Source organism: Gordonia sp. IEGM753, from assembly GCF_050321825.1.
Classification (GTDB): Bacteria; Pseudomonadota; Gammaproteobacteria; order Pseudomonadales; family Pseudomonadaceae; genus Aquipseudomonas.
Genome location: NZ_JBNQGB010000005.1, coordinates 296002 through 317600, shown reverse-complemented (window position 1 = coordinate 317600; position 21599 = coordinate 296002). Strand labels below are relative to the sequence as shown.

The window sequence follows — 21599 nt, the reverse complement described above, 5'->3', positions numbered from 1 at the left end:
GTAGCGAACAATAAAAACAAAAAGGAGCAACAGATGATCAGGACCCAGACAAACCTGTTGTTGAGCGGCGGTCTGATGGCCGCCAGCCAAGCCATGGCCGGTGACTTATTGCTGTGGCAAACCAACAGCCTGAGCTACTTGTACGGCAAGAACTTCGCCATCAACCCCTCGATCCAGCAGACGGTGACGTTCGAACATGCCGACAAGTGGAAGTACGGCGACAACTTTCTGTTCGTCGACAAGATTTTCTACAACGGCAAGGAAGACCGGAATAAAGGCCCCCACGCGTTCTACGGTGAGTTCAGCCCGCGCTTGTCGTTCGGCAAGATTTTCGACCGCCGTTTTGAATACGGCCCGATCAAGGACGTGCTGCTGGCGATGACCTACGAGTATGGCGAAGGCGACAGCGAGGCCTACCTGATAGGCCCGGGTTTCGACCTTGCGGTACCGGGTTTCAATTACTTCACCCTGAACTTCTACCGCCGCCAGACCGAAGGCCCACGCCCCGGCGACGGCGTGTGGCAGGTCACACCGAGCTGGTCCTACAGCATCCCGGTGGGCAATTCGAACCTGTTGTTCGATGGCTATCTGGACTGGGTGGTGGACAACGACCAGAACTCGCGCGGCACCTACCACGCCAATCTTCACTTCAACCCACAGCTCAAATATGACTTGGGCAAAGCGCTGGGCTGGGGTGAAAAGCAGTTCTACGTCGGCACCGAGTACAGCTATTGGAAGAACAAGTACGGCGTTGAAACCAGTTCGAACCTGGACACCAATCAAAACACCGCCAGCCTGCTGGTGAAGGTGCACTTTTAAGATGGCCCGCAACCGTGCCCCAAACCTGTCGTCGGTGCGCTGTTGCGGGGCACTTGAGACCTGGCCAAGGAGTCAGTATTCTCCGCGGCCGCCAGAATCCGCGTTAAAAAAAAGCCCGGATTTAATTCCTGACCAGAAAGCCAACTTATCCCGGCTCTGGACAGTACCAAGGCGCCTCAAAAACCCTCTCAATCGACTGCTTTCGAGCCGCCGAACGGGAGTTTTTTTGCTTTTTGAAAACCTTGGCCCAGCTCTTGCTAACAGCAATAAAGCTGACCGACTGGATGACTTTTTACAGCTGCACAAAAAGGCGCCACACCAGAGCGCCGACCTTAGAAAAATAACGTGGAACCACCTACTTTTTGGGAGCAACCGAATGAAACGTACGTGCACCAGCCTGATGCTCGCGGGATCCTTATTGGCCGGCGGCCAGGCAATGGCCGGCGATGGCGACCTGCTGCTTTGGCAGAACAACAGCCTGACCTACCTGTACGGCAAGGACTTCAAGGTTAACCCGGCGATTCAACAGACCGTGACCTTCGAACACGCCGACGCCTGGAAATACGGGGATAACTTCCTGTTCGTCGACAAGATTTTCTACAACGGCAAGGACGACAACAACGTTGGCCCGAACACCACCTACGGTGAGTTCCAGCCGCGTATCTCGCTGGGCAAAGTCCTGGACCAGAAGATCGAATTCGGCCCGATCAAAGACGTGCTGCTGGCCATGACGTACGAGTTTGGTGAAGGTGACGTCGAGTCTTACCTGATTGGTCCTGGCTTCGACCTGGCGATCCCTGGCTTCGACTACTTCCAGTTGAACTTCTACCAGCGCCATCCTGATGGTGATCGCCCGGGCAACAACGTCTGGCAGATCACGCCGGTGTGGTCCTACACCATCCCCGTCGGCGATTCGAGCATCCTGATCGATGGCTACATGGACTGGGTGGTCGACAACGACACCAACGCGCGTGGCGACTACCACGCCAACCTGCACTTCAACCCGCAGGTCAAATACGACTTGGGCAAAGCGCTGAATTTTGGCGCCAAGCAGCTATATGTCGGTGTTGAGTACGACTACTGGAAGAACAAGTACGGGATTGATGACACCAACGCGTTTACCACCAATCAGAACGTGACGAGCTTCCTGGTCAAGTTTCACTTCTGATGCTGCTTTAAATGGCGTCTGCGAGGACGCCATCGCCAGCAGGCTGGCTCCCACATTGGTTTTGTGTACACCACTGAATCCCTGTGGCAGCTAGCCTTGGCTTTGTGTACACCACTGAATCCCTGTGGGAGCTAGCCTTGGTTGTGTGTACATCACTGAATCCCTGTGGCAGCTAGCCTTGGTTTTGTGTACACCACTGAATCCCTGTGGGAGCTAGCCTTGGCTGTGTGTACACCACTGAATCCCTGTGGCAGCTAGCCTTGGCTGTGTGTACAGCACTGAATCCCTGTGGCAGCTAGCCTTGGCTTTGTGTACACCACTGAATCCCTGTGGCAGCTAGCCTTGGTTTTGTGTACACCACTGAATCCCTGTGGCAGCTAGCCTTGGCTTTGTGTACACCACTGAATCCCTGTGGCAGCTAGCCTTGGCTTTGTGTACACCACTGAATCCCTGTGGGAGCTAGCCTGCTAGCGATTGCCGCGGCGCAAATCTCAGAAGGGAACCACCGCCTCGCCAATCCCCAGAAATCGGCACAACTCATCCTTTTTGGCCAACGCATCACGCCGCCCGAGATCAATCAATTCACTGCAATATCCCGCCTCGAACAGCAGATAACTCAACACCCCCGCACCGCTGGTCTTGGTCGCCCCCGGCCCACGCAGAAACAACCGCAGCGCGGCTGGCAATTCCTGGCGATGCCGTGCGGCTATCTCGTCGATTGGCTGACTCGGCGCAATCACCAACACCTCGACCGGCGCTACCCCCAATTCACGCATCGGCGTGCCGTCGGGCATCAAATGGCTGAACTGATTCAGACGCTGCAGCAACTCGATGTCGCTTTCCAGACTGTCGATGAACGTACTGTTGAGCATGTGCCCGCCGATTTGCGCCAGGGTCGGCTGCTGCCCGGTGTAGGTGCGTTGCAGCGGCTGCTGCGGATCAACCCCACGCGGATTGCCGCTGACGCCCACCACCAGCACTCGGCTCGCGCCAAGGTGCAGGGCCGGACTGATCGGTGCCGACTGGCGCACAGCGCCGTCGCCAAAATACTCTTCGCCGATTTTTACCGGCGCGAACAACAAGGGAATGGCTGAACTTGCCAGCAAATGCTCGACCGTCAATTGCGTCGGCATACCGATACGCCGATGGCGCAACCAGGCGTCGATGGTGCCGCTGCCCTGATAAAAGGTAACGGCCTGCCCGGACTCGTAACCGAATGCCGTGACCGCCACTGCGTGCAATTGTTGCTGTGCGATGGATTCGGCGATGCCGCCCATCTGCAATTTATCGTGCAGCAAATCACGCAGCGGTGAGCTGTTGAGCAGCGCCACCGGCACTTGTGCGCCCATGCCCAACAAACTGTGCGTCACAAATCGGCTGGCCTGGCTGATCACGCCGGGCCAGTCGCTGCGCAACACCAGATGGCTACGAAAGCCTTGCCAGAAGGCTGTGAGGCGCTCGATAGCGCCTCGAAAGTCCATTGCGCCGCTGGCAAGACTGACCGCGTTGATCGCCCCGGCAGACGTGCCGACGATCACCGGGAACGGATTGCTGGCACCGACCGGCAGCAGTTCGGCTATCGCTGCCAGCACCCCGACCTGATAAGCCGCTCGAGCGCCGCCGCCGGAAAGAATCAATCCTGTGACCGGTTCGGCTGGGCTCATCGCAACACTCCATGGTGCTTATAGGGAACGGATATTCAACCGCGTTTTGCGTACAGCTTCGGCTCGCCAGGAGGACGACTTTTGAAGCGCCGGTGGGCCCACAGGTATTGCTCCGGGCAATCGCGCAATACACCTTCAACCCACTGGTTGATGCGGATGCAATCGGCCTCTTCGCTCTCGCCGGGAAAACCTTCAAGCGGTGCATGAATCACCAGGCGATAACCGCTGCCATCAGCCAGGCGTTCCTGGGTGAACGGCACTACCAGCGCCTTGCCCAGTCGCGCGAACTTGCTGGTGGCGGTGACTGTAGCGGCCTGAATGCCGAACAGCGGCACGAAGATACTTTGCTTGGCGCCGTAGTCCTGATCCGGCGCGTACCAGATCGCCCGGCCGGCCCGCAGCAGCTTGAGCATGCCACGCACGTCCTCACGTTCCACGGCCAGCGAATCCAGGTTGTGCCGCTCACGGCCACTGCGCTGGATGTAGTCGAACAGCGGATTCTTGTGTTCACGGTACATGCCGTCGATGGTGTGCTGCTGGCCCAACAACGCCGCGCCAATTTCCAGCGTGGTGAAGTGCACGGCCATCAGAATCACGCCTTTGCCCTCGCGCTGGGCTTTTTTCAAATGCTCCAGCCCTTCGACATGCGCAAGCTTGGCCAGACGTTCACGCGACCACCACCAACTCATGGCCATTTCGAAAAAGGCGATACCGGTGGAGGCGAAATTTTCCTTGAGCAAGCGTTTGCGCTCGGCAGCGCTTTTTTCCGGAAAGCACAGCTCGAGATTGCGCTTGGCGATACGCCGTCGGTCGCCGGCCACACGATACATCGCCGCGCCGAGAACGCGGCCGACCGCCAACAATGCCGGATAAGGCAGCTGCACAATGAGCCACAACAGCCCCAAACCACACCAAAGTGGCCAGAAACGCGGCATGAGAAATGTTTTTCTAAAACGCGGGCGATCCATTAAAGGTTCCGGAAAGACAATGGCCGCGCATTCTACATCGTTCAACCCGGGTTGCGGCTCGCGAGCGTTCTCGTTATAAGTCTCGGCACTTTTAGTGACAAGCCGTTGTATGCCGACCATGAGCCAAACCGAACCGCTAGACCAAGATCCCGTGTTCCAGCTAAAGGGCAGCATGCTCGCCATTACGGTGCTGGAACTGGCGCGTAACGACCTTGAGAACCTTGATCGGCAACTGGCCGCCAAGGTCGCCCAGGCACCTAATTTTTTCAGTAACGCACCGCTGGTGCTGGCCCTGGATAAACTTCCGGCCAGCGAAGGTGCCGTCGATTTGCCTGGCCTGATGCGTGTTTGCCGCCAGCATGGCCTGCGCACCCTGGCTATCCGTGCCAGCCGCATCGAAGACATCGCTGCCGCCATCGCGGTCGATCTGCCCGTGCTGCCGCCATCGGGTGCCAGAGAGCGCGCGCTGGACCCGCTCGAAGGCCAAGTGAAGAAAAAACCGGAAAAACCACCGGAACCGACGATCAAACCGACCAAAATCATTACCTCGCCAGTGCGCGGTGGCCAGCAGATTTACGCCCAGGGTTGCGACCTGGTGGTGATCTCTTCGGTCAGCCCGGGTGCGGAACTTCTCGCCGATGGGAACATCCATGTATACGGCCCGATGCGCGGTCGGGTGTTGGCCGGTGTCAAAGGCGACACGAAAGCCAGGATTTTCTGTCAGCAAATGAGCGCTGAACTGGTCTCCATCGCAGGCCACTACAAGGTTTCGGAGGATCTGCGTCGTGACCCTTTATGGGGTGCAGGCGTACAGGTCAGCCTGTCAGGCGATGTGTTGAACATCATTCGTCTTTAACGGATACTGCCGCATTTTCCAAGCATCTCTAAAACGTAGCGAAAACGGCTCAAACGAAGTAGGAAAAAGGGCAAAAAGCAGTGTTTACCGGAGGTAAGTACCGTTTTTGACCCGATTCCAGCCAAGGCTGTTCGACTGCAGTCGTTTTTCTAGAGATGTTTTTCAGGGGCTAAAAGTCCTTTTTCCTTAGGGGTGAAACACCTTGGCCAAGATTCTCGTGGTTACATCCGGCAAGGGTGGTGTGGGTAAGACCACCACCAGTGCCGCTATTGGTACCGGCCTCGCTCTGCGCGGTCACAAAACAGTTATCGTCGACTTCGACGTTGGTTTGCGTAACCTCGACCTGATCATGGGTTGCGAGCGTCGCGTGGTGTATGACTTCGTCAACGTCGTCAACGGCGAAGCCAACCTGCAACAGGCCCTGATCAAAGACAAGCGCCTGGAAAACCTCTACGTCCTCGCCGCCAGCCAGACCCGCGACAAAGACGCGCTGACCGTCGAAGGCGTGGAAAAAGTGCTGATGGCACTGAAAGAAGATTTCGAATTCGTGGTCTGCGATTCGCCAGCGGGTATCGAGAAAGGTGCTCACCTGGCCATGTACTTCGCTGATGAAGCGATTGTCGTGACCAACCCTGAAGTGTCCTCGGTACGCGACTCCGACCGCATGCTCGGCCTGTTGGCCAGCAAATCGCGTCGCGCCGAAAACGGTGAAGAGCCGATCAAGGAACACTTGCTGTTGACCCGTTACAACCCGCAACGCGTCAGCGACGGCGAAATGCTCGGCGTCGAAGACGTCAAGGAAATTCTCGCCGTAACCCTGCTGGGTGTAATCCCTGAGTCCCAAGCGGTGCTCAAGGCATCCAACTCGGGTGTGCCGGTTATTCTTGACGACCAAAGTGACGCCGGCCAGGCGTATAGCGATGCAGTCGATCGCTTACTGGGCAAAACCGTGGAACATCGTTTTCTCGATGTGACGAAGAAAGGATTCTTTGAGCGTCTGTTTGGAGGCCGGTAATGAACATTTTTGACTTCTTTCGGGCTAACAAGAAGCCAAGTACCGCCTCGGTCGCGAAAGAGCGTCTACAGATCATCGTGGCGCATGAACGCGGCCAACGCAGTACCCCGGACTACCTGCCTGCCTTGCAGAAGGAATTGGTAGAGGTGATCCGCAAGTACGTCAATATCGGGTCCGATGACGTGCACGTCGCTCTGGAAAACCAGGGCAGCTGCTCGATCCTGGAACTCAATATCACCCTGCCAGATCGCTGAGTCGATCCGGCGGGAGCCACGGCGGCTCAGGCCTCCTGCGTCCCTACACGGGGACGGCGGGGGCTTGAGCCGCCGTTGGCGTTTGTTACGAGGCTGTTTTAATGCCGCTGTCCAACATCCGCATCATCCATCAGGACGCCGCCGTATTGGTGGTCAACAAACCCACCCTGTTGCTGTCCGTGCCCGGCCGGGCCGATGACAACAAGGATTGCCTGATCACCCGCCTGCAAGAAAACGGCTACCCGGAAGCGCGAATCGTCCATCGGCTGGATTGGGAAACCTCCGGCATCATTCTGCTGGCCCGCGACCCCGACACGCATCGCGAATTGTCCCGGCAATTCCACGACCGCGAAACCGAAAAGGCCTACACCGCGCTGTGCTGGGGCCAACCGGAGCTGGACAGCGGCAGTATCGATCTGCCCTTGCGCTATGACCCGCCAACCAAGCCACGCCACGTCGTGGACCATGAGTTCGGCAAAAATGCCCTGACCTTCTGGCGCGCATTGGAACGCTGCGGCGACTGGTGCCGCGTCGAACTGACACCGATTACCGGTCGCTCTCACCAGTTGCGTGTGCACATGCTTTCCATTGGCCATCCGCTGCTGGGTGATGGCCTGTACGCACACGAACAGGCGCTGGCGGCCTGGCCAAGACTGTGCCTGCACGCCAGCATGCTCAGCTTCACTCACCCGCAAAGCGGCGAGCGCCTGCGTTTCGAGTGCCCTGCACCGTTCTAAAGCCGATGAGAACCTGTGGGAGCGGGCTTGCTCGCGAAGAGGGAGTGTCAGTCGACATCAATGTTGCCTGATACACCGCTTTCGCGAGCAAGCCCGCTCCCACAAGTTCCGTGCCGCCGCACTTTGCGCTTTCAATACGTTAAACTGGCGCCATTGCTGTCTGGAGCTACTTATGCGCGAAGAGTTGAACCAAGGCCTGATCGACTTCCTCAAGGCCTCCCCTACCCCATTTCATGCCACTGCCAGCCTCGTTCAGCGCCTGGAAGCGGCGGGCTATCAGCGCCTCGACGAGCGCGAGCCCTGGGCCACCGAAACCAATGGCCGCTACTACGTCACCCGTAATGACTCTTCGATCGTCGCGATCAAAATGGGTCGTCACTCGCCACTGCATGGCGGCATTCGCCTGGTAGGCGCTCACACCGACAGCCCATGCCTGCGCGTCAAACCTCAGCCCGAGCTGCAACGCCAGGGTTTCTGGCAGTTGGGCGTCGAAGTGTATGGCGGCGCGCTGCTGGCGCCTTGGTTCGACCGCGATTTGTCGCTGGCCGGCCGCGTGACGTTCCGCCGTGACGGCAAGGTCGAGAGCCAACTGATCGATTTCAAGGCACCCATCGCGACAATTCCCAACCTGGCCATTCACCTCAATCGTGAAGCCAATATGGGCTGGGCTATCAATGCCCAAACCGAGCTGCCGCCTATCCTCGCGCAGTTCGCCGGTGATGAACGCGTAGACTTCCGCGCGGTACTGACCGACCAACTCGCCCGCGAACATGGCCTGAATGCCGACGTGGTGCTCGATTACGAGTTGAGCTTCTACGACACCCAAAGCGCTGCGATCATCGGCCTGCACGGCGACTTCATCGCAGGTGCGCGACTGGACAACCTGTTGTCCTGCTACGCCGGCCTGCAAGCCTTGCTGACCGCCGAAACTGACGAAACCTGCGTACTGGTCGCCAACGATCACGAAGAGGTTGGCTCATGCTCGGCATGCGGCGCCGATGGCCCGATGCTGGAGCAAACGCTGCGTCGTTTGCTACCTGATGGCGACGAGTTCGTACGCACCATCCAGAAGTCGTTGCTGGTGTCGGCCGACAATGCCCACGGCGTACACCCCAACTACGCCGACAAACACGACGCCAACCACGGCCCCAAGCTCAATGCCGGCCCCGTGATCAAGGTCAACAGCAACCAGCGTTACGCCACCAACAGCGAAACCGCCGGTTTCTTCCGCCATCTGTGCATGGCCGAAGAGGTGCCGGTGCAGAGCTTCGTGGTACGCAGCGACATGGGCTGCGGTTCGACAATCGGCCCGATCACCGCCAGCCACCTCGGTGTGCGCACTGTCGACATCGGTTTGCCGACCTTTGCCATGCACTCGATCCGCGAGCTATGCGGCAGCCATGACCTGGCGCACCTGGTCAAAGTGCTGAGCGCGTTCTACGCCTGCCACGAGTTGCCGTAACTCCTCGCCCCCTGCTGGCGTGAGATTGCTCTCGCCTGCAGGGGTGTGAAAAGCCCACTAAACTTTATTTATCACCCACGACAAGGCTGTCGCCATGATTTCGATGTCTTCGTTTCACGCCATGCTGATTCCGATCCTCTGCGGGATGATCATGCTGGCGTTCGGCTTCAATTTCCGTGACAAGAACGCCGGGGTGTTTGCAATGTGGGTTGGCATGCTGCTGATCCTTGGCACCGTAGTGTTCAAGATCCTCGCCAAACTCAACGAATAATTCCTCGCCCCGACTCGCATTGATTTTGACGGACTCGTACACTCGGTCGATATGCTCTTTGCAAGGTTGACCGCCTAGTGTTCGCTCGTCTTTTCACCCTGCCGTATTTTCTTCTCGTCTGCCTCATGACGCTGCTGCCGCTGGCGCCAGCCCAAGCGGTCGGCTTGCCCAGCCTGCTCAATAGCTCGGCGAAAACCCAGCCGGAGGCGCAAGAGCCTCTCGGGCAATCACTGGACGAAGTCATCAAGTCGCTGGAGAACGACCAGCAACGCAGCAAGTTGCTGGCGGACCTGAAAAAGCTGCGTGACGCCACCAAAAAAGCTCAACCCACTGCCGAAGAAGGCGTATTGGGCTTGATTGGCGGCACGCTGGCCAGTTTCGAAAAGCAGTTCACGGGCGAGGACAGCCCGATCACACGCTGGTCCACAGAATTCGAGCTGGCCAAGGAAGAGTTGTCGGAGCGTGTGCTTCCGGCCAATGAATGGCTGCCGATCATCTTTGCCTTCGCAATGATCCTGATGGTCTGGAGCCTGCTGGCCGCCGCGCTGATATGGCTCGGCCATCGGGTGCAGATGCGTTTTGGCCTCACCGAAGAGCTGCCGCAACATCCCAAGGCATCGGACATGCTGCGCTTCGCCCTGCGCAAGCTCGGGCCGTGGCTGATTGCCTTGGTGATCACGGTCTACATGAGCTATGCCCTGCCCTCGTCACTGGGTAAAAGCCTGGCCATGATGCTGGCTTATGCGTTGGTGGTGGGCACGTGTTTCTCGGCGATCTGCGTCATCGCATTTTCGTTGCTCGACGGCCCGCATCGGCACCGCGCCCTATACATCCTGCGGCACCAGGCATTCCGGCCGCTGTGGCTGATTGGTAGTTTTGCCGCGTTCGGTGAGGCCTTGAACGATCCACGACTGGTGGACAGCCTCGGTCCGCATCTGGCACATGCTGCCGCCACCATCACCAACATACTGGCAGCGTTATTCACCGGCCTGTTCATCTTGCGCTTCAGACGGCCCATTGCTCACTTGATCCGCAACCAACCGCTGTCGCGACGCCTGACCCGTCGCGCGCTCAGCGACACCATCGATATTCTCGGGACCTATTGGTACGTGCCGGCGCTGGTACTGGTGGCTATTTCAGTACTCGCCACATTCGTTTCCGCCGGCGACACCAGCACCGCGTTGCGCCAGTCGCTGATTTGCACTGTATTGCTGGTGTTGTGCATGGTCATCAACGGTCTGGTGCGCCGCCACTCTCTACGACCGCAACGCGGCATCAAGCGTCATGCGCTGTATTCTGATCGCCTGAAAAGCTTCTTCTATACCCTCGCGCACCTGTTGGTGTGGTTCGCATTCATCGAACTTGGCCTGCGTGTGTGGGGCATGTCGCTGATCGCCTTCACGGAAGGTGAAGGCCACGAAGTCAGCGTCAAACTACTCAGCCTTGCCGGCACGCTGATTTTCGCCTGGCTGATCTGGATTCTCAGCGATACCGCCGTGCACCACGCGCTCACCCGCTCGCGCAAAGGCCTGGCGAATGCCCGCGCGCAAACGATGATGCCGCTGATCCGCAACGTGCTGTTCGTGGCTATTTTCATCGTGGCAATGATCGTCGCGCTGGCGAACATGGGCATGAACGTGACGCCACTGCTGGCCGGTGCCGGTGTAATCGGCCTGGCCATCGGCTTTGGTGCGCAGTCGCTGGTGGCGGACTTGATCACCGGGCTGTTCATCATCATCGAAGACTCTTTGGCCATTGACGACTACGTCGACGTGGGTGGGCACTTGGGCACGGTGGAAGGCCTGACCATCCGTACGGTGCGCCTGCGCGACATTGACGGCATCGTCCACACTATTCCGTTCAGCGAGATCAAGAGCATCAAGAACTACTCGCGGGAATTCGGCTATGCGATCTTCCGCGTGGCAGTGCCGGCCAATATGGACATTGATGATGCGATCAAACTGATGCGTGAAGTCGGGCAGAAAATGCGCGCCGATCCGCTGCAGCGCCGCAATATCTGGTCGCCGCTGGAGATTCAGGGCGTGGAGAGTTTCGAGTCCGGCAATGCGATTCTTCGCGCTCGCTTCAAGACCGCTCCGATCAAACAGTGGGAAGTGTCACGGGCGTTCAACCTGTCGCTCAAGCGGCATCTGGATGAGGCGGGGCTCGACCTGGCAACACCACGCATGAGTGTGCAGGTCGTCACTGCGGGTGGCGGACCCACAACGGAATAACCCCACAGCGGTTACAAACGGCAGGCAAAAAAAATCCCCGAACCAGTCGGGGATTTTTTATGTTCGATCGATCAGCTCAAGAGCAGATCAATCTTCGCGGTAGCGACGCAGCTTCAACTGCTTACCGGCAACGCGAGTGTCCTTGAGCTTGGTCAGGAGTTTCTCCAGACCATCTTCCGGCAACTCGACGAGGCTGAAGCTGTCACGCACCTGGATGCGACCGATAGCTTCACGAGCCAAACCACCCTCGTTGAGGATGGCGCCCAGCAGGTTTTTAGCAGCGATACCATCACGCGCACCCAGCGCGGTACGGCAACGAGCACGGCCTTCAGCCAATGGAACCGGAGCACGACGCTCACGATCACCACGGTCCGGACGATCACCGGTACGCTCTGGACGATCGCCACGTGGTGCGTTGTTCGGCACCAATGGACGTTCTTTCTCGATAGCGGCCAGGGTCAATGCTTGACCGTTGGTTGCCTTGCGCAGCAAAGCTGCGGCCAGGGCACGCGGGCTGCAACCGATGTCGGCAGTCAGGCGATCCAGCAGATCACCATGAGTCGATTCGGCATCAGCCACCAGCGGCGACAGGCTGTTGGTCAGTTTCTTGATGCGAGCATCCAGCACTGCCTGGGCGTCCGGCAGGCGAACTTCGGCAACTTTCTGACCGGTCACACGCTCGATCACTTGCAGCATGCGGCGCTCACGCGGAGTCACCAGCAGCAGCGCACGACCTTCGCGACCGGCACGGCCAGTACGGCCGATACGGTGTACGTAGGATTCCGGGTCGTACGGCATGTCAACGTTGAACACGTGAGTGATGCGCGGAACGTCCAGGCCACGAGCAGCAACGTCGGTCGCCACAACGATGTCCAGACGGCCATCCTTGAGGGATTCGATTACACGCTCACGTTGGTTCTGAGCAATGTCACCGTTCAGCGCAGCGGCTTTGTAGCCTTTGGCTTCCAGGGCACTGGCCAGGTCCAGGGTCGCTTGCTTGGTGCGCACGAACATGATCAGGGCATCGAAGTCTTCAACTTCCAGCAGGCTCAATACAGCCGAGGTCTTCTGGTCAGCGTGAACCAACAGGTGAGCCTGTTCGATCGCGGTAACGGTCTGGGTCTTGGTCTGGATCTTCACGTGTTGCGGATCGCGCAGATGGCGTTCGGCAATGGCACGGATCGACTGCGGCAAGGTAGCCGAGAACAATACGGTCTGGCGGGTTGCAGGCAGCGACTTGAAGATGACTTCAAGATCGTCCATGAAACCCAGTTTGAGCATTTCGTCGGCTTCGTCGAGAACCAGGTGGTTCACGGTTGCCAGTACTTTTTCGTCACGACGCAGGTGGTCGCACAGACGACCCGGAGTGGCGACAACGATCTGTGCGCCATTACGGATTGCTTTCAGTTGTGGGCCCATAGGGGCGCCGCCGTAAACGGCCACAACGGTAACGCCCGGCATTTGCTTGGCGTAGGTTTCGAAAGCGGTTGCTACTTGCAGCGCCAACTCACGGGTTGGCGCCAGGATCAGGGCTTGCGGCTCGCGCTTGGCAGGATCGATGCGATGCAGGATCGGCAGGGCGAAAGCGGCGGTTTTACCCGTACCGGTTTGCGCTTGGCCAATCATGTCGTGGCCGGCCATGATGATCGGGATCGATTGCTGCTGAATAGCCGAAGGCTCTTCGTAGCCAGTCGCGATGACGGCTGCAAGAATATTCGGATTAAGGTTAAAAGCGGCGAAGCCGCCGGTTTCCTGGGTCATGGGTCTGCCTCTAAGTGCATCCGCAAAGACCCATGCTCCAAAGCTGCGCATGCCGTGTAAGACTCAAGAGTCGCCCTGGCTGCTTTGTCGGCGGGGATTTGCGAAAACGAATGAATGAAAAAGATTCGTCAAGGGAGAGTCCGCTGTGCGGACGTGCAGCCGAAGCTGGCTTCGGGGAATTGCGCTACCTAAACGCGGCCCGGTTAAAGGCCGGCGCGCACTATACCGGAATTCGCCCAAAAAGGGAGCATTATTTGTAGGAAAACTGACGTATACACCGTTGTGTCACAGGCTTTGCGGATTATCGTGCGACAGTCTATTTTTCAAAGGCCCGGCCCTGCTGGGGATGGCGCTAAAACGGTTCACCTTTGCGACCCGGGCATGCAGCCCGGCATCGACCTTCCCGCTTCTTCCCGCCCGAGGAATTGCTCCATGAATCAGCCCTGCTCCAGTCGAGTCAGTCGCGAACGGCACGGCCATGTCCTGTTGATCGGCCTGGATCGAGTGGCCAAGCGCAATGCGTTCGACCTTGACCTGCTCAACGCGCTCAGCCTGGCCTATGGCGAGTTCGAGGCGGACAGCGAAGCCCGGGTTGCCGTGGTGTTCGGGCACGGCGAGCATTTCACCGCCGGGCTAGACCTGGTGAACGCCAGCGAGGCGCTGGCCGAAGGCTGGCAAGCGCCAACGGGCGGCTGCGATCCGTGGGGCGTGTTTGCCGGCCCCAGAGTCAGCAAACCGGTGATTATCGCCGCGCAAGGCTATTGCCTGACCATCGGAATCGAGCTGATGCTGGCCGCCGATATCAACTTGTGTGCCAGCAATACAAGGTTCGCGCAGAAAGAAGTGCAGCGCGGAATATTCCCGTTCGGCGGCGCCACACTGCGCCTGCATCAGGTCGCCGGCTGGGGCAACGCCATGCGCTGGCTGCTGACCGGCGATGAGTTCGATGCACACGATGCGTTGCGCCTGGGCCTGGTGCAGGAAGTCATGGCCAGCGAAGACCTGTTACCCCGCGCCATCGAACTGGCTGAAAGGATTGCCCGGCAAGCGCCGCTGGGAGTCCAGGCGACATTGATGTCGGCGCGCCAGGCACGCTATGAAGGCGAAACGGCAGCAGCACAAGGGTTGCCGCCGCTGGTGAAGAAATTGCTGGCGAGTGAGGATGCGAAGGAAGGTGTGCGGTCGATGCTGGAAAAACGCCCCGGCGTTTTCAAAGGATGCTGACGTTTAACTAGGGTTAGGAAAGTTTGTGTGGCGAGGGGATTTATCCCCGTTGGGCCGCGAAGCAGCCCCAAAACGAGCGCCGTGAGCATTCAAGCAGACCGCATTCGCTGGCTTTGCGACCGCTTCGCGCGTCGGACGGGGATAAATCCCCTCGCCATAGATAAGCCTCTTCACTGCAGATAAATCCCCCACTACAGGGTGCTCATCGCGCTCAGGTAGCCGGGCGAATCGCCTTGATCAACGACTGCAACGAATACCCCAACTGCGGCGCCAGCCCTTCGGCGCGGGCGACCAAGCCGTCCATGTCCAGCTCCTGATCCAGCTCCGCAGGCACCAGCAGAATCACGTTGCCCTCCTTCACCGGTAGCTCCCAATAATGGCGGTGATACAACCCGCGCAACAACGCAGCCCCGAGCGGTTTGCCATCGTCGGTGGCCCATTGGTTGATCACCAGCCAGCCACCCGGATTCAGGCGTTTTTGACAGTTTTCCAGAAAGCTCCACGCCAGATGCCCAACGCCTGGCCCGACATCGGTGTAAAGGTCGACGAAAATCAGGTCGGCCGGCTCGGCGGTATCCAGCAGTTCCAGCGCATCGCCGACACGGATGTACAACCGAGGGTCATCATCCAGCCCAAGGTATTCGATGGCCAGACGCGGCACGTCAGGACGCAACTCAATGGCTTCGACATCTTCCAGCGGCAGGAACTTGAGGCAAGCCTGGGTCAGCGTACCGGCGCCAAGGCCCAGGAACAGCGCGCTTTCAGGCTGCTCGTGGCACAGCGCCCCGATCAGCATTGCGCGGGTGTAGTCGTATTCCAGCCAGCTCGGGTCGGCGGTGAACACACAGCTCTGCTCGATGGCATCGCCGAACTCGAGAAATCGGTAATCGGCCACTTCCAGCACACGAATCACGCCAAACTCGTCCTGTACCTCGGCGAGCAGATGCTCGACGCGCTCCTCAGTCATTTCGTCTCCTGATGGTTACCGGGCCTGCAATGAAAAAAGCAGCGCAATAAAACCGCTGGTACAGCGGCAAAGGCGCGATTGTCCCTGAAGCGGCGGGAACAGGTCACGCACTAATTGCTGATAACATGGCCGTCCGAGCGTAAACCCACAGAGACCGTGATGAGCCAACCCTGGAGCCCTGACAGCTGGCGTGCCCTGCCGATCCAGCAACAACCCCACTACCCCGACGCAGCGCACCTGCTGCACGTCGAGCAAACCCTGGCCAGCTATCCACCGCTGGTGTTTGCCGGTGAAGCACGGGAGTTGCGCCGTCAGTTTGCCGAAGTCACCCAAGGCCGCGCGTTTCTGTTGCAGGGCGGCGATTGCGCCGAAAGCTTTGCCGAGTTTTCGGCCGCTAAAATTCGCGACACCTTCAAAGTACTGCTGCAAATGGCAATCGTCATGACCTTCGCCGCGGGTTGCCCGGTGGTCAAGGTCGGGCGCATGGCCGGTCAGTTCGCCAAACCGCGTTCGGCCAACGACGAAACCATCGATGGAGTCACGCTGCCCGCCTACCGTGGCGACATCGTCAACGGCATCGGCTTTGACGAAAAAAGCCGCGTACCCGATCCGGAACGCCTGCTGCAGTCATATCATCAGTCCACCGCCACCCTGAACCTGCTGCGCGCCTTCGCCCAAGGCGGGTTTGCCGACTTGCATCAGGTGCACAAGTGGAACCTGGATTTCATCGCCAATTCGGCACTGGCGGAAAAGTACAGCCACCTGGCTGACCGCATCGATGAAACCCTGGCGTTCATGCGCGCTTGTGGCATGGACAGTTCGCCGCAACTGCGCGAAACCAGTTTCTTCACCGCCCACGAAGCGCTGCTGCTCAATTACGAAGAAGCCTTTGTGCGTCGCGACAGCCTGACCAACGATTACTACGATTGCTCTGCGCATATGCTGTGGATCGGTGATCGCACCCGCCAACTGGACGGTGCTCACGTCGAATTCCTGCGCGGGGTGAACAACCCGATCGGGGTCAAAGTCGGCCCGAGCATGAATCCTGAAGACCTGATCCGCCTGATCGATGTGCTTAACCCGGACAACGATCCCGGCCGCTTGAACCTGATCGCGCGCATGGGTGCAAACAAGGTCGGCGATCATTTGCCGGCATTGATCCGCGCGGTGCAGCGTGAGGGCAAGCACGTGCTGTGGAGTTCGGACCCGATGCACGGCAACACCATCAAGGCCAGCAGCGGTTACAAAACCCGCGATTTTGCGCAGATCCTTGGCGAGGTTAAGCAGTTCTTCCAGGTGCACGAAGCGGAAGGCACTTACGCTGGCGGCATCCACATCGAGATGACCGGACAGAACGTCACCGAATGCATTGGCGGCGCGCGACCGATTACTGAAGATGGATTATCGGATCGGTATCACACCCATTGTGATCCACGGATGAATGCCGATCAGTCACTGGAATTGGCGTTTTTGATTGCTGAGACGCTCAAGCAGGTTCGGCGTTAAATCGCGCCGCGCCTATCGCTAGCAGGCTAGCTCCCACAGGGGATTTGTGACCACTACAGTCCTCTGTGGAGCTGGCTACTACAGATCAGATTGTGACCACTAAAGACCTCTGTGGAGCTGGGTACTACAGATCAGATTGTGACCACTAAAGACCTCTGTGGGAGCTGGCTATTACATAAGATTGTGACCACTACAAACCTCTGTGGGAGCTGGCTACTACAGATCAGATTGTGAACACTAAAGACCTTGTGGAGCTGGCTACTACAGATCAGATTGTGACCACCTCTGTGGAGCTGGCTCACACAGGGAGATTGTGACCACTACAACCCTGTGGGAGCTAGACTGCTAGCGATGGCGTCCGCTCAGTCACCACCACTGTTAGCCAGTGCCACCCGCAACCGCGCCGCACTCTCCCGCTGACAATTCAACTGGACCTGCCCCAGCCCCAACCAATCGGCCATCCGCCGCAGATTGACTGCCAACGCCATCATTCCCTCGTCATCCAGCCCAGACTCTTCTTCATGCACGGCGTGCACCGCCAGCCTGCCCGAGGCCCGTTCAGCGCGCAGATCAACTCGCGCAGCGATTTGCTGATTGTGCAAAAAAGGCAGCACGTAATAGCCATAGACCCGTTTGTCTTGCGGCGTGTAAATTTCGAGCCGATAGCGGAAGTCAAACAAACGCTCGGTACGACTGCGCTCCCAGATCAGCGAATCGAACGGCGACAGCAGCGCACTGGCGTCGACCTTGCGCGGCACTTTAGGCTCGGGCAAGCAATACGCTATTTGCCGCCAACCTTCGACTTCACACAGCTGTAATTGCCCCGCCTCGACCAGTTCCGCAAGACGCGCACGACTGTCTGCCGGGCCCAGGCGAAAATAATCTCGTAAATCCTTCTCGGTCCCGACTCCTAACGCCGTCGCAGCGTGCAGCAACAGCCCGCGTTGAGACTCGGCTTCACTCAATAACGGCTGTTGCAGAATGGCCGAAGGAATCACCCGCTCCGGCAAATCATAGAGCCGCTCAAACCCGCGCCGCCCGGCAACCGTCACCTCGCCGGCGGCGAACAACCATTCCAGCGCCATTTTCTCAGCGCTCCAGTCCCACCAAGGCCCGGCACGCTCCTGTCGGGTCGACAGGCTGCCGGCACCCAGCGCGCCGAGCGTTTCCACCGAGGCCAGCACTCGACGCACGGTGTCCTGCTGCTCGCGCCCGAAACGTGCCAGTTGCTGGTAGATGTCTTCGCCACGGGTTGCACGTTGCATGCGCCAGCGCATCAACGGGTACAGCGACAGCGGCAGTAACGAGGCTTCGTGCCCCCAATACTCAAACAAGGTACGACGGCGCCCCTGACTCCAGGCAGCCTGGTCGAGCAGATCGGCAGGGTAATGACCGAGACGGGAAAATAACGGAAGGTAGTGCGAGCGCACCAAGGCGTTGACCGAATCAATCTGCAAAATACCCAACCGCTCGATCAGCCGATTGAGGTGCAGCGCTTTGGTTGCCGTCGATGGCTGGCGCCCGTTGAATCCTTGGGCAGCCAGCGCCAGACGCCGAGCCTGTTTGATGGAAAAGGACAGTGTCGCGGGCATGAGCATCTCCTTGTCTGCTCGCAACCTACCTCACCGGGGGACGGTTTGTGTAGCGATGGATGGCTCATTTATGCATCGGGTCATCCCAGAACGGCCGGATCGTTTCATGTTCGACGTCGGCACGACTCAAGCCGATATCCTTCAATGCTTCATCACTCATGCCGGCCAGCATGTGGCGCTCACGGCGCAGTTCATTCCAGCGCCCCAGCCTGTGCAGCAAATCGGCGACCCATTGAAATGAGTGTTTTTCTACCGTCACAAAACCTTTTTGACCTTTCATCGTGTTGCCCTCCGTTTGGGATGGCTCAAGTGTCACGCCGGCGCTAAGATCAATCCAACGAATGTTTCTTATGCAATACATCTCGGAGATTGATGTATGTCTGCCTTCCCCAGTATCGACACGGAAGTGTTGCGCACCTTCGTCGCCATCGCCGATCAGGGCGGTTTTACCCGCGCCGGTGAATTGGTCAATCGCACGCAGTCTGCGGTAAGCATGCAGATGAAGCGCCTCGAAGAAGATGTGCTGCAGCGCCAGTTGTTCCAACGCGACGGTCGGCAAGTACGGCTAACGGCAGAGGGCCAGGTGTTGCTGGGGTACGCGCGGCGCATCCTCAAATTGCACAGCGAGGTGTTCAACACACTGCGGGAACCGCACATGGTCGGCATGGTGCGCATCGGCACGCCGGACGATTACGTCATGCGTTTTCTGCCAGGAATTCTGCGGCGCTTCGCCGAGTTTTATCCACTGGTGCAGATTGAGGTGCATTGCGAATCATCAAAACAATTGCTGCAACGCCAGGACCTGGACCTGTCTATCGTCACTCGCGAACCGGGTAGCGAAATCGGCCAACTGTTGCGCAAGGAGCGTTTTGTGTGGGCTGAGGCACAGTGTTTCAATGCCCACGAACAAACGCCCTTACCGCTGGCGATGTTCAACAGTGACTGTTTTTGCAGGTTGTGGGCCTGTAATGCGCTGGATGCGATGGGCCGTGATTATCGCGTGGCCTATAACAGTTCCAGCCTGTCGGCGATCATGGCAGTGGTCAGCGCCGGGTTGGCGGTGACGGCGCAACTGGAAAGCCTGATCACCCCCGACATGCGCATTCTGGGCGAGGCTGAAAACCTGCCAGTGTTGCCGGAAGCCAGCATCATGCTGGTGCGCAATCTGCACACGCCGTCGCCGATCACCGAGTGCCTGGCCGAACATATTGTCGAGGGCTTCAAACTTTAAACGCGAGCAGCACCGCGCACACCGCCAGGAAGCCACAGAACAAACCACGTAGCAGCCGCTCCGGCATCGCATGGGCGATTTTCACGCCCCAACTGATGCTCATCAGACCGCCGAGTGCCAAGGGCACGCCGATCATCCATTGCACCTGATGATGCACTGCATACGTCACCAGCGTGACACCGGTGCTCGGCAGTGCCAGCGCCAACGACAACCCTTGTGCGACGACCTGGCTGGTACCAAACAGACTGGTCAACACCGGCGTCGCCACCACCGCCCCGCCGACACCGAACAATCCGCCCATGGTGCCGGACGCCGCGCCGAGCACGCCCAACCAAGGCCAGGCGTAACGCATATGCGACGACACCTCGGCGTTGGCGGTGAACATTCGCAACAGGTTGTAGGCCGCCAGCGCAATCAGAAAAACAACGAACCCCAGGCGCATGGTTTGCGAATCAATGCCCACCGCCCATATCGAACCCATCCACGCAAAACAGAAACCCGTCGCAGCCAACGGCAACGCGTGGCGCGCCTCGATGCGATTGCGCTGGTGGTAACGCCATAGCGCCAGCATGACGTTGGGTACAACCATGACCAGCGCCGTGCCTTGGGCCAGTTGTTGATCGAGACCGAACAACACGCCCAGCAATGGAATGGCAATCAAGCCACCGCCGATGCCGAATATTCCGCCCAACGTTCCCAAAGCAGCGCCAAACGCCAGGTTCAATAAAAACTCGATCACAGCGTAATTCCCATTTAGCCAGGACATTCATCCTACGCAGTCGGCTCTGGCGAGGAAACGCACAACGACGCACAATGGCTGTGCCAACTTCGCATAAGCACCGAGACCATGAACCCCAATTTATTGACCGAGCAACTGGGCCTGTTCCTCGACGTATTGGAGACCGGCAGCTTCTCCGCGGCCTCCCGTCGTCACCCGCTGACACCTTCAGCCGTGGCACGGCGTATCGATAGCCTGGAGAACGCCGTCGGCAGTCAGTTGTTCATCCGCAGTACCCACGCGGTCCGCGCAACGCCGGCAGGTTTGGCCTTTGCCGAGCGCGCAAAAAGGATTGTCGCGGAATTGCGACTGGCGCGGGCGGAAGCGGTTTCGCTCAGCAGTGCCCCCGAAGGCCTGATCAGGATTGATGCGCCGGCAGCGTTCGGGCGTCGACATCTGGCGCCGGTGATCGCGGATTTCCTGATGCTGTACCCCGGCCTCGATGTGCAGTTGCACTTGATCGACAGCTTCGTCGACATGCAGGGCTTGAACCTGGGCAAAGTCGACCTGGTGTTGCGTGCCGGGCAAATGGCCGATACGCGGTTGGTGGCCACGCCGCTGGCGAGCATGGTGCGCATTGCCTGCGCCAGCCCGGCTTATCTGAAGCTTCGCGGCGTGCCTGATACTCCAGCGCAATTGGTCGAACACGATGGCCTGGATTGGGATGGCCTGGCACCGCCATTCGCCTGGCGTTTCGAACAGCACGGCCAATTGCAGTTGCACCGTCCGGCACGCATCCGCATGAGTGCCAACAACGCCGAGGCGCTGGTGTGCGGCGCATTGGCCGGACTGGGCATCGCGCACTTGCCCACCTGGCTCGCCAGCGAGTACCTGTTGCGCGGTGAACTGCTGCCGCTGTTTTGTGAAAACGGCTTGCCACCCGCAGAAACCACCGGCATCTATGCCTTGCGCCTGGCCCAGCAACCCAACCCGCGCAGCCGCTTGTTGCTGGAATACCTGAAGACGCGCTTCAGCCCGATACCGCCGTGGGACCTGGCGCTGCAAAACTCCCTCGACCGCCACTAGCCAAAATTATCTGGCGCATTAAACATTCGCCCGCTAGATTCATGAAATATTGAGCAAGGTTTCCTC

Annotated in this window: 20 protein-coding genes; 13 read left to right on the top strand and 7 right to left on the bottom strand. The window is 58.8% G+C overall.

Features of this window, described 5'->3' with window-relative positions; genetic code table 11:
• Window positions 1-33 precede the first annotated feature (33 nt).
• Window positions 34-819 carry an outer membrane protein OmpK gene (locus ACQR3R_RS23840; RefSeq protein ID WP_428275986.1) on the top strand — a complete coding sequence of 262 codons (786 nt, stop codon included), beginning with the start codon at window positions 34-36 and terminating at the stop codon, window positions 817-819.
• A gap of 376 nt (window positions 820-1195) precedes the next feature.
• Entirely contained in the window at window positions 1196-1987 is a 792-nt protein-coding gene (locus ACQR3R_RS23835; protein WP_428275984.1) for an outer membrane protein OmpK, read from the top strand.
• A gap of 491 nt (window positions 1988-2478) precedes the next feature.
• Here ACQR3R_RS23835 and ACQR3R_RS23830 read toward each other — a convergent pair whose 3' ends face one another.
• Both ACQR3R_RS23830 and ACQR3R_RS23825 read right to left on the bottom strand, forming a co-directional pair.
• Window positions 2479-3651: a patatin-like phospholipase family protein gene (locus ACQR3R_RS23830; protein WP_428275982.1), complete on the bottom strand. Its 1173-nt coding sequence runs from the start codon at window positions 3649-3651 to the stop codon at window positions 2479-2481.
• 35 nt (window positions 3652-3686) lie between these two features.
• Window positions 3687-4619 carry a lipid A biosynthesis lauroyl acyltransferase gene (locus ACQR3R_RS23825; RefSeq protein WP_428275980.1) on the bottom strand — a complete coding sequence of 311 codons (933 nt, stop codon included), beginning with the start codon at window positions 4617-4619 and terminating at the stop codon, window positions 3687-3689.
• Between the two features lie 118 nt (window positions 4620-4737).
• Here ACQR3R_RS23825 and minC point away from each other — a divergent pair, with 118 nt between their 5' ends.
• The 7 genes from minC to ACQR3R_RS23790 all read left to right on the top strand — a co-directional run bounded on the left by minC (window position 4738) and on the right by ACQR3R_RS23790 (window position 11448).
• Window positions 4738-5475: a septum site-determining protein MinC gene (gene minC / locus ACQR3R_RS23820; protein ID WP_428275978.1), complete on the top strand. Its 738-nt coding sequence runs from the start codon at window positions 4738-4740 to the stop codon at window positions 5473-5475.
• 202 nt (window positions 5476-5677) lie between these two features.
• On the top strand, window positions 5678-6490 hold the full coding sequence (gene minD / locus ACQR3R_RS23815) for a septum site-determining protein MinD (protein WP_150631077.1): 813 nt from the start codon (window positions 5678-5680) through the stop codon (window positions 6488-6490).
• Entirely contained in the window at window positions 6490-6744 is a 255-nt protein-coding gene (minE, locus tag ACQR3R_RS23810; RefSeq protein ID WP_007944431.1) for a cell division topological specificity factor MinE, read from the top strand. The genes minD and minE overlap by 1 nt, the downstream gene beginning before the upstream one ends.
• Window positions 6745-6845: 101 nt before the next feature.
• Window positions 6846-7481: a pseudouridine synthase gene (locus ACQR3R_RS23805; RefSeq protein ID WP_428275975.1), complete on the top strand. Its 636-nt coding sequence runs from the start codon at window positions 6846-6848 to the stop codon at window positions 7479-7481.
• Window positions 7482-7653: 172 nt separating this feature from the next.
• Window positions 7654-8943: a M18 family aminopeptidase gene (locus ACQR3R_RS23800; protein WP_428275973.1), complete on the top strand. Its 1290-nt coding sequence runs from the start codon at window positions 7654-7656 to the stop codon at window positions 8941-8943.
• A gap of 94 nt (window positions 8944-9037) precedes the next feature.
• On the top strand, window positions 9038-9214 hold the full coding sequence (locus tag ACQR3R_RS23795; RefSeq protein ID WP_428275971.1) for a hypothetical protein: 177 nt from the start codon (window positions 9038-9040) through the stop codon (window positions 9212-9214).
• Between the two features lie 77 nt (window positions 9215-9291).
• Window positions 9292-11448 carry a mechanosensitive ion channel domain-containing protein gene (locus ACQR3R_RS23790; protein ID WP_428275969.1) on the top strand — a complete coding sequence of 719 codons (2157 nt, stop codon included), beginning with the start codon at window positions 9292-9294 and terminating at the stop codon, window positions 11446-11448.
• A gap of 87 nt (window positions 11449-11535) precedes the next feature.
• Here the strand turns inward: ACQR3R_RS23790 and ACQR3R_RS23785 are convergent, their stop codons facing one another.
• A complete protein-coding gene (locus ACQR3R_RS23785; protein WP_428275967.1) occupies window positions 11536-13209 on the bottom strand; it encodes a DEAD/DEAH box helicase in 1674 nt (557 codons plus the stop codon).
• Window positions 13210-13641: 432 nt separating this feature from the next.
• On the opposite strand from ACQR3R_RS23785, the gene ACQR3R_RS23780 reads away from it, so the two are divergent.
• Window positions 13642-14433: a crotonase/enoyl-CoA hydratase family protein gene (locus ACQR3R_RS23780; RefSeq protein ID WP_428275965.1), complete on the top strand. Its 792-nt coding sequence runs from the start codon at window positions 13642-13644 to the stop codon at window positions 14431-14433.
• Window positions 14434-14644: 211 nt separating this feature from the next.
• On the opposite strand, the gene ACQR3R_RS23775 is transcribed toward ACQR3R_RS23780, so the two are convergent.
• The gene (locus tag ACQR3R_RS23775) at window positions 14645-15400 is read right to left on the bottom strand and encodes a spermine/spermidine synthase domain-containing protein (protein ID WP_428275963.1); all 756 of its coding nucleotides are present in this window, start codon (window positions 15398-15400) and stop codon (window positions 14645-14647) included.
• A gap of 159 nt (window positions 15401-15559) precedes the next feature.
• Between ACQR3R_RS23775 and ACQR3R_RS23770 the strand changes: the two genes are divergently transcribed.
• Window positions 15560-16906, top strand: a complete 1347-nt coding sequence (locus tag ACQR3R_RS23770; RefSeq protein ID WP_428275961.1) for a class II 3-deoxy-7-phosphoheptulonate synthase — start codon at window positions 15560-15562, stop codon at window positions 16904-16906.
• Between the two features lie 362 nt (window positions 16907-17268).
• On the opposite strand, the gene ACQR3R_RS23765 is transcribed toward ACQR3R_RS23770, so the two are convergent.
• On the bottom strand, window positions 17269-18498 hold the full coding sequence (locus tag ACQR3R_RS23765) for a DNA glycosylase AlkZ-like family protein (protein WP_428275959.1): 1230 nt from the start codon (window positions 18496-18498) through the stop codon (window positions 17269-17271).
• A gap of 64 nt (window positions 18499-18562) precedes the next feature.
• Window positions 18563-18778, bottom strand: coding sequence for a YjiS-like domain-containing protein (locus ACQR3R_RS23760; protein WP_428275957.1), 216 nt, complete (start codon window positions 18776-18778; stop codon window positions 18563-18565).
• A gap of 96 nt (window positions 18779-18874) precedes the next feature.
• On the opposite strand from ACQR3R_RS23760, the gene ACQR3R_RS23755 reads away from it, so the two are divergent.
• A complete protein-coding gene (locus ACQR3R_RS23755; protein ID WP_428275955.1) occupies window positions 18875-19729 on the top strand; it encodes a LysR substrate-binding domain-containing protein in 855 nt (284 codons plus the stop codon).
• Here ACQR3R_RS23755 and ACQR3R_RS23750 read toward each other — a convergent pair.
• Window positions 19719-20468 (bottom strand): TSUP family transporter, encoded by a 750-nt coding sequence (locus tag ACQR3R_RS23750; RefSeq protein WP_428275953.1) that lies wholly within the window; start codon window positions 20466-20468, stop codon window positions 19719-19721. The two genes, ACQR3R_RS23755 and ACQR3R_RS23750, sit on opposite strands and share 11 nt — an antisense overlap.
• A 108-nt stretch (window positions 20469-20576) precedes the next feature.
• Here ACQR3R_RS23750 and ACQR3R_RS23745 point away from each other — a divergent pair, with 108 nt between their 5' ends.
• Window positions 20577-21533, top strand: a complete 957-nt coding sequence (locus ACQR3R_RS23745; protein ID WP_428275951.1) for a LysR substrate-binding domain-containing protein — start codon at window positions 20577-20579, stop codon at window positions 21531-21533.
• Window positions 21534-21599: the final 66 nt, after the last annotated feature.

Bases quoted from the DNA above. Each gene is read 5' to 3' on its own strand.
- ACQR3R_RS23840 (WP_428275986.1), top strand. From the start codon at position 34: ATGATCAGGACCCAGACAAACCTGTTGTTGAGCGGCGGTCTGATGGCC.
- ACQR3R_RS23835 (WP_428275984.1), top strand. From the start codon at position 1,196: ATGAAACGTACGTGCACCAGCCTGATGCTCGCGGGATCCTTATTGGCC.
- ACQR3R_RS23830 (WP_428275982.1), bottom strand. From the start codon at position 3,651: ATGAGCCCAGCCGAACCGGTCACAGGATTGATTCTTTCCGGCGGCGGC.
- ACQR3R_RS23825 (WP_428275980.1), bottom strand. From the start codon at position 4,619: ATGGATCGCCCGCGTTTTAGAAAAACATTTCTCATGCCGCGTTTCTGG.
- minC (WP_428275978.1), top strand. From the start codon at position 4,738: ATGAGCCAAACCGAACCGCTAGACCAAGATCCCGTGTTCCAGCTAAAG.
- minE (WP_007944431.1), top strand. From the start codon at position 6,490: ATGAACATTTTTGACTTCTTTCGGGCTAACAAGAAGCCAAGTACCGCC.
- ACQR3R_RS23805 (WP_428275975.1), top strand. From the start codon at position 6,846: ATGCCGCTGTCCAACATCCGCATCATCCATCAGGACGCCGCCGTATTG.
- ACQR3R_RS23800 (WP_428275973.1), top strand. From the start codon at position 7,654: ATGCGCGAAGAGTTGAACCAAGGCCTGATCGACTTCCTCAAGGCCTCC.
- ACQR3R_RS23795 (WP_428275971.1), top strand. From the start codon at position 9,038: ATGATTTCGATGTCTTCGTTTCACGCCATGCTGATTCCGATCCTCTGC.
- ACQR3R_RS23785 (WP_428275967.1), bottom strand. From the start codon at position 13,209: ATGACCCAGGAAACCGGCGGCTTCGCCGCTTTTAACCTTAATCCGAAT.
- ACQR3R_RS23780 (WP_428275965.1), top strand. From the start codon at position 13,642: ATGAATCAGCCCTGCTCCAGTCGAGTCAGTCGCGAACGGCACGGCCAT.
- ACQR3R_RS23775 (WP_428275963.1), bottom strand. From the start codon at position 15,400: ATGACTGAGGAGCGCGTCGAGCATCTGCTCGCCGAGGTACAGGACGAG.
- ACQR3R_RS23770 (WP_428275961.1), top strand. From the start codon at position 15,560: ATGAGCCAACCCTGGAGCCCTGACAGCTGGCGTGCCCTGCCGATCCAG.
- ACQR3R_RS23765 (WP_428275959.1), bottom strand. From the start codon at position 18,498: ATGCCCGCGACACTGTCCTTTTCCATCAAACAGGCTCGGCGTCTGGCG.
- ACQR3R_RS23760 (WP_428275957.1), bottom strand. From the start codon at position 18,778: ATGAAAGGTCAAAAAGGTTTTGTGACGGTAGAAAAACACTCATTTCAA.
- ACQR3R_RS23755 (WP_428275955.1), top strand. From the start codon at position 18,875: ATGTCTGCCTTCCCCAGTATCGACACGGAAGTGTTGCGCACCTTCGTC.
- ACQR3R_RS23745 (WP_428275951.1), top strand. From the start codon at position 20,577: ATGAACCCCAATTTATTGACCGAGCAACTGGGCCTGTTCCTCGACGTA.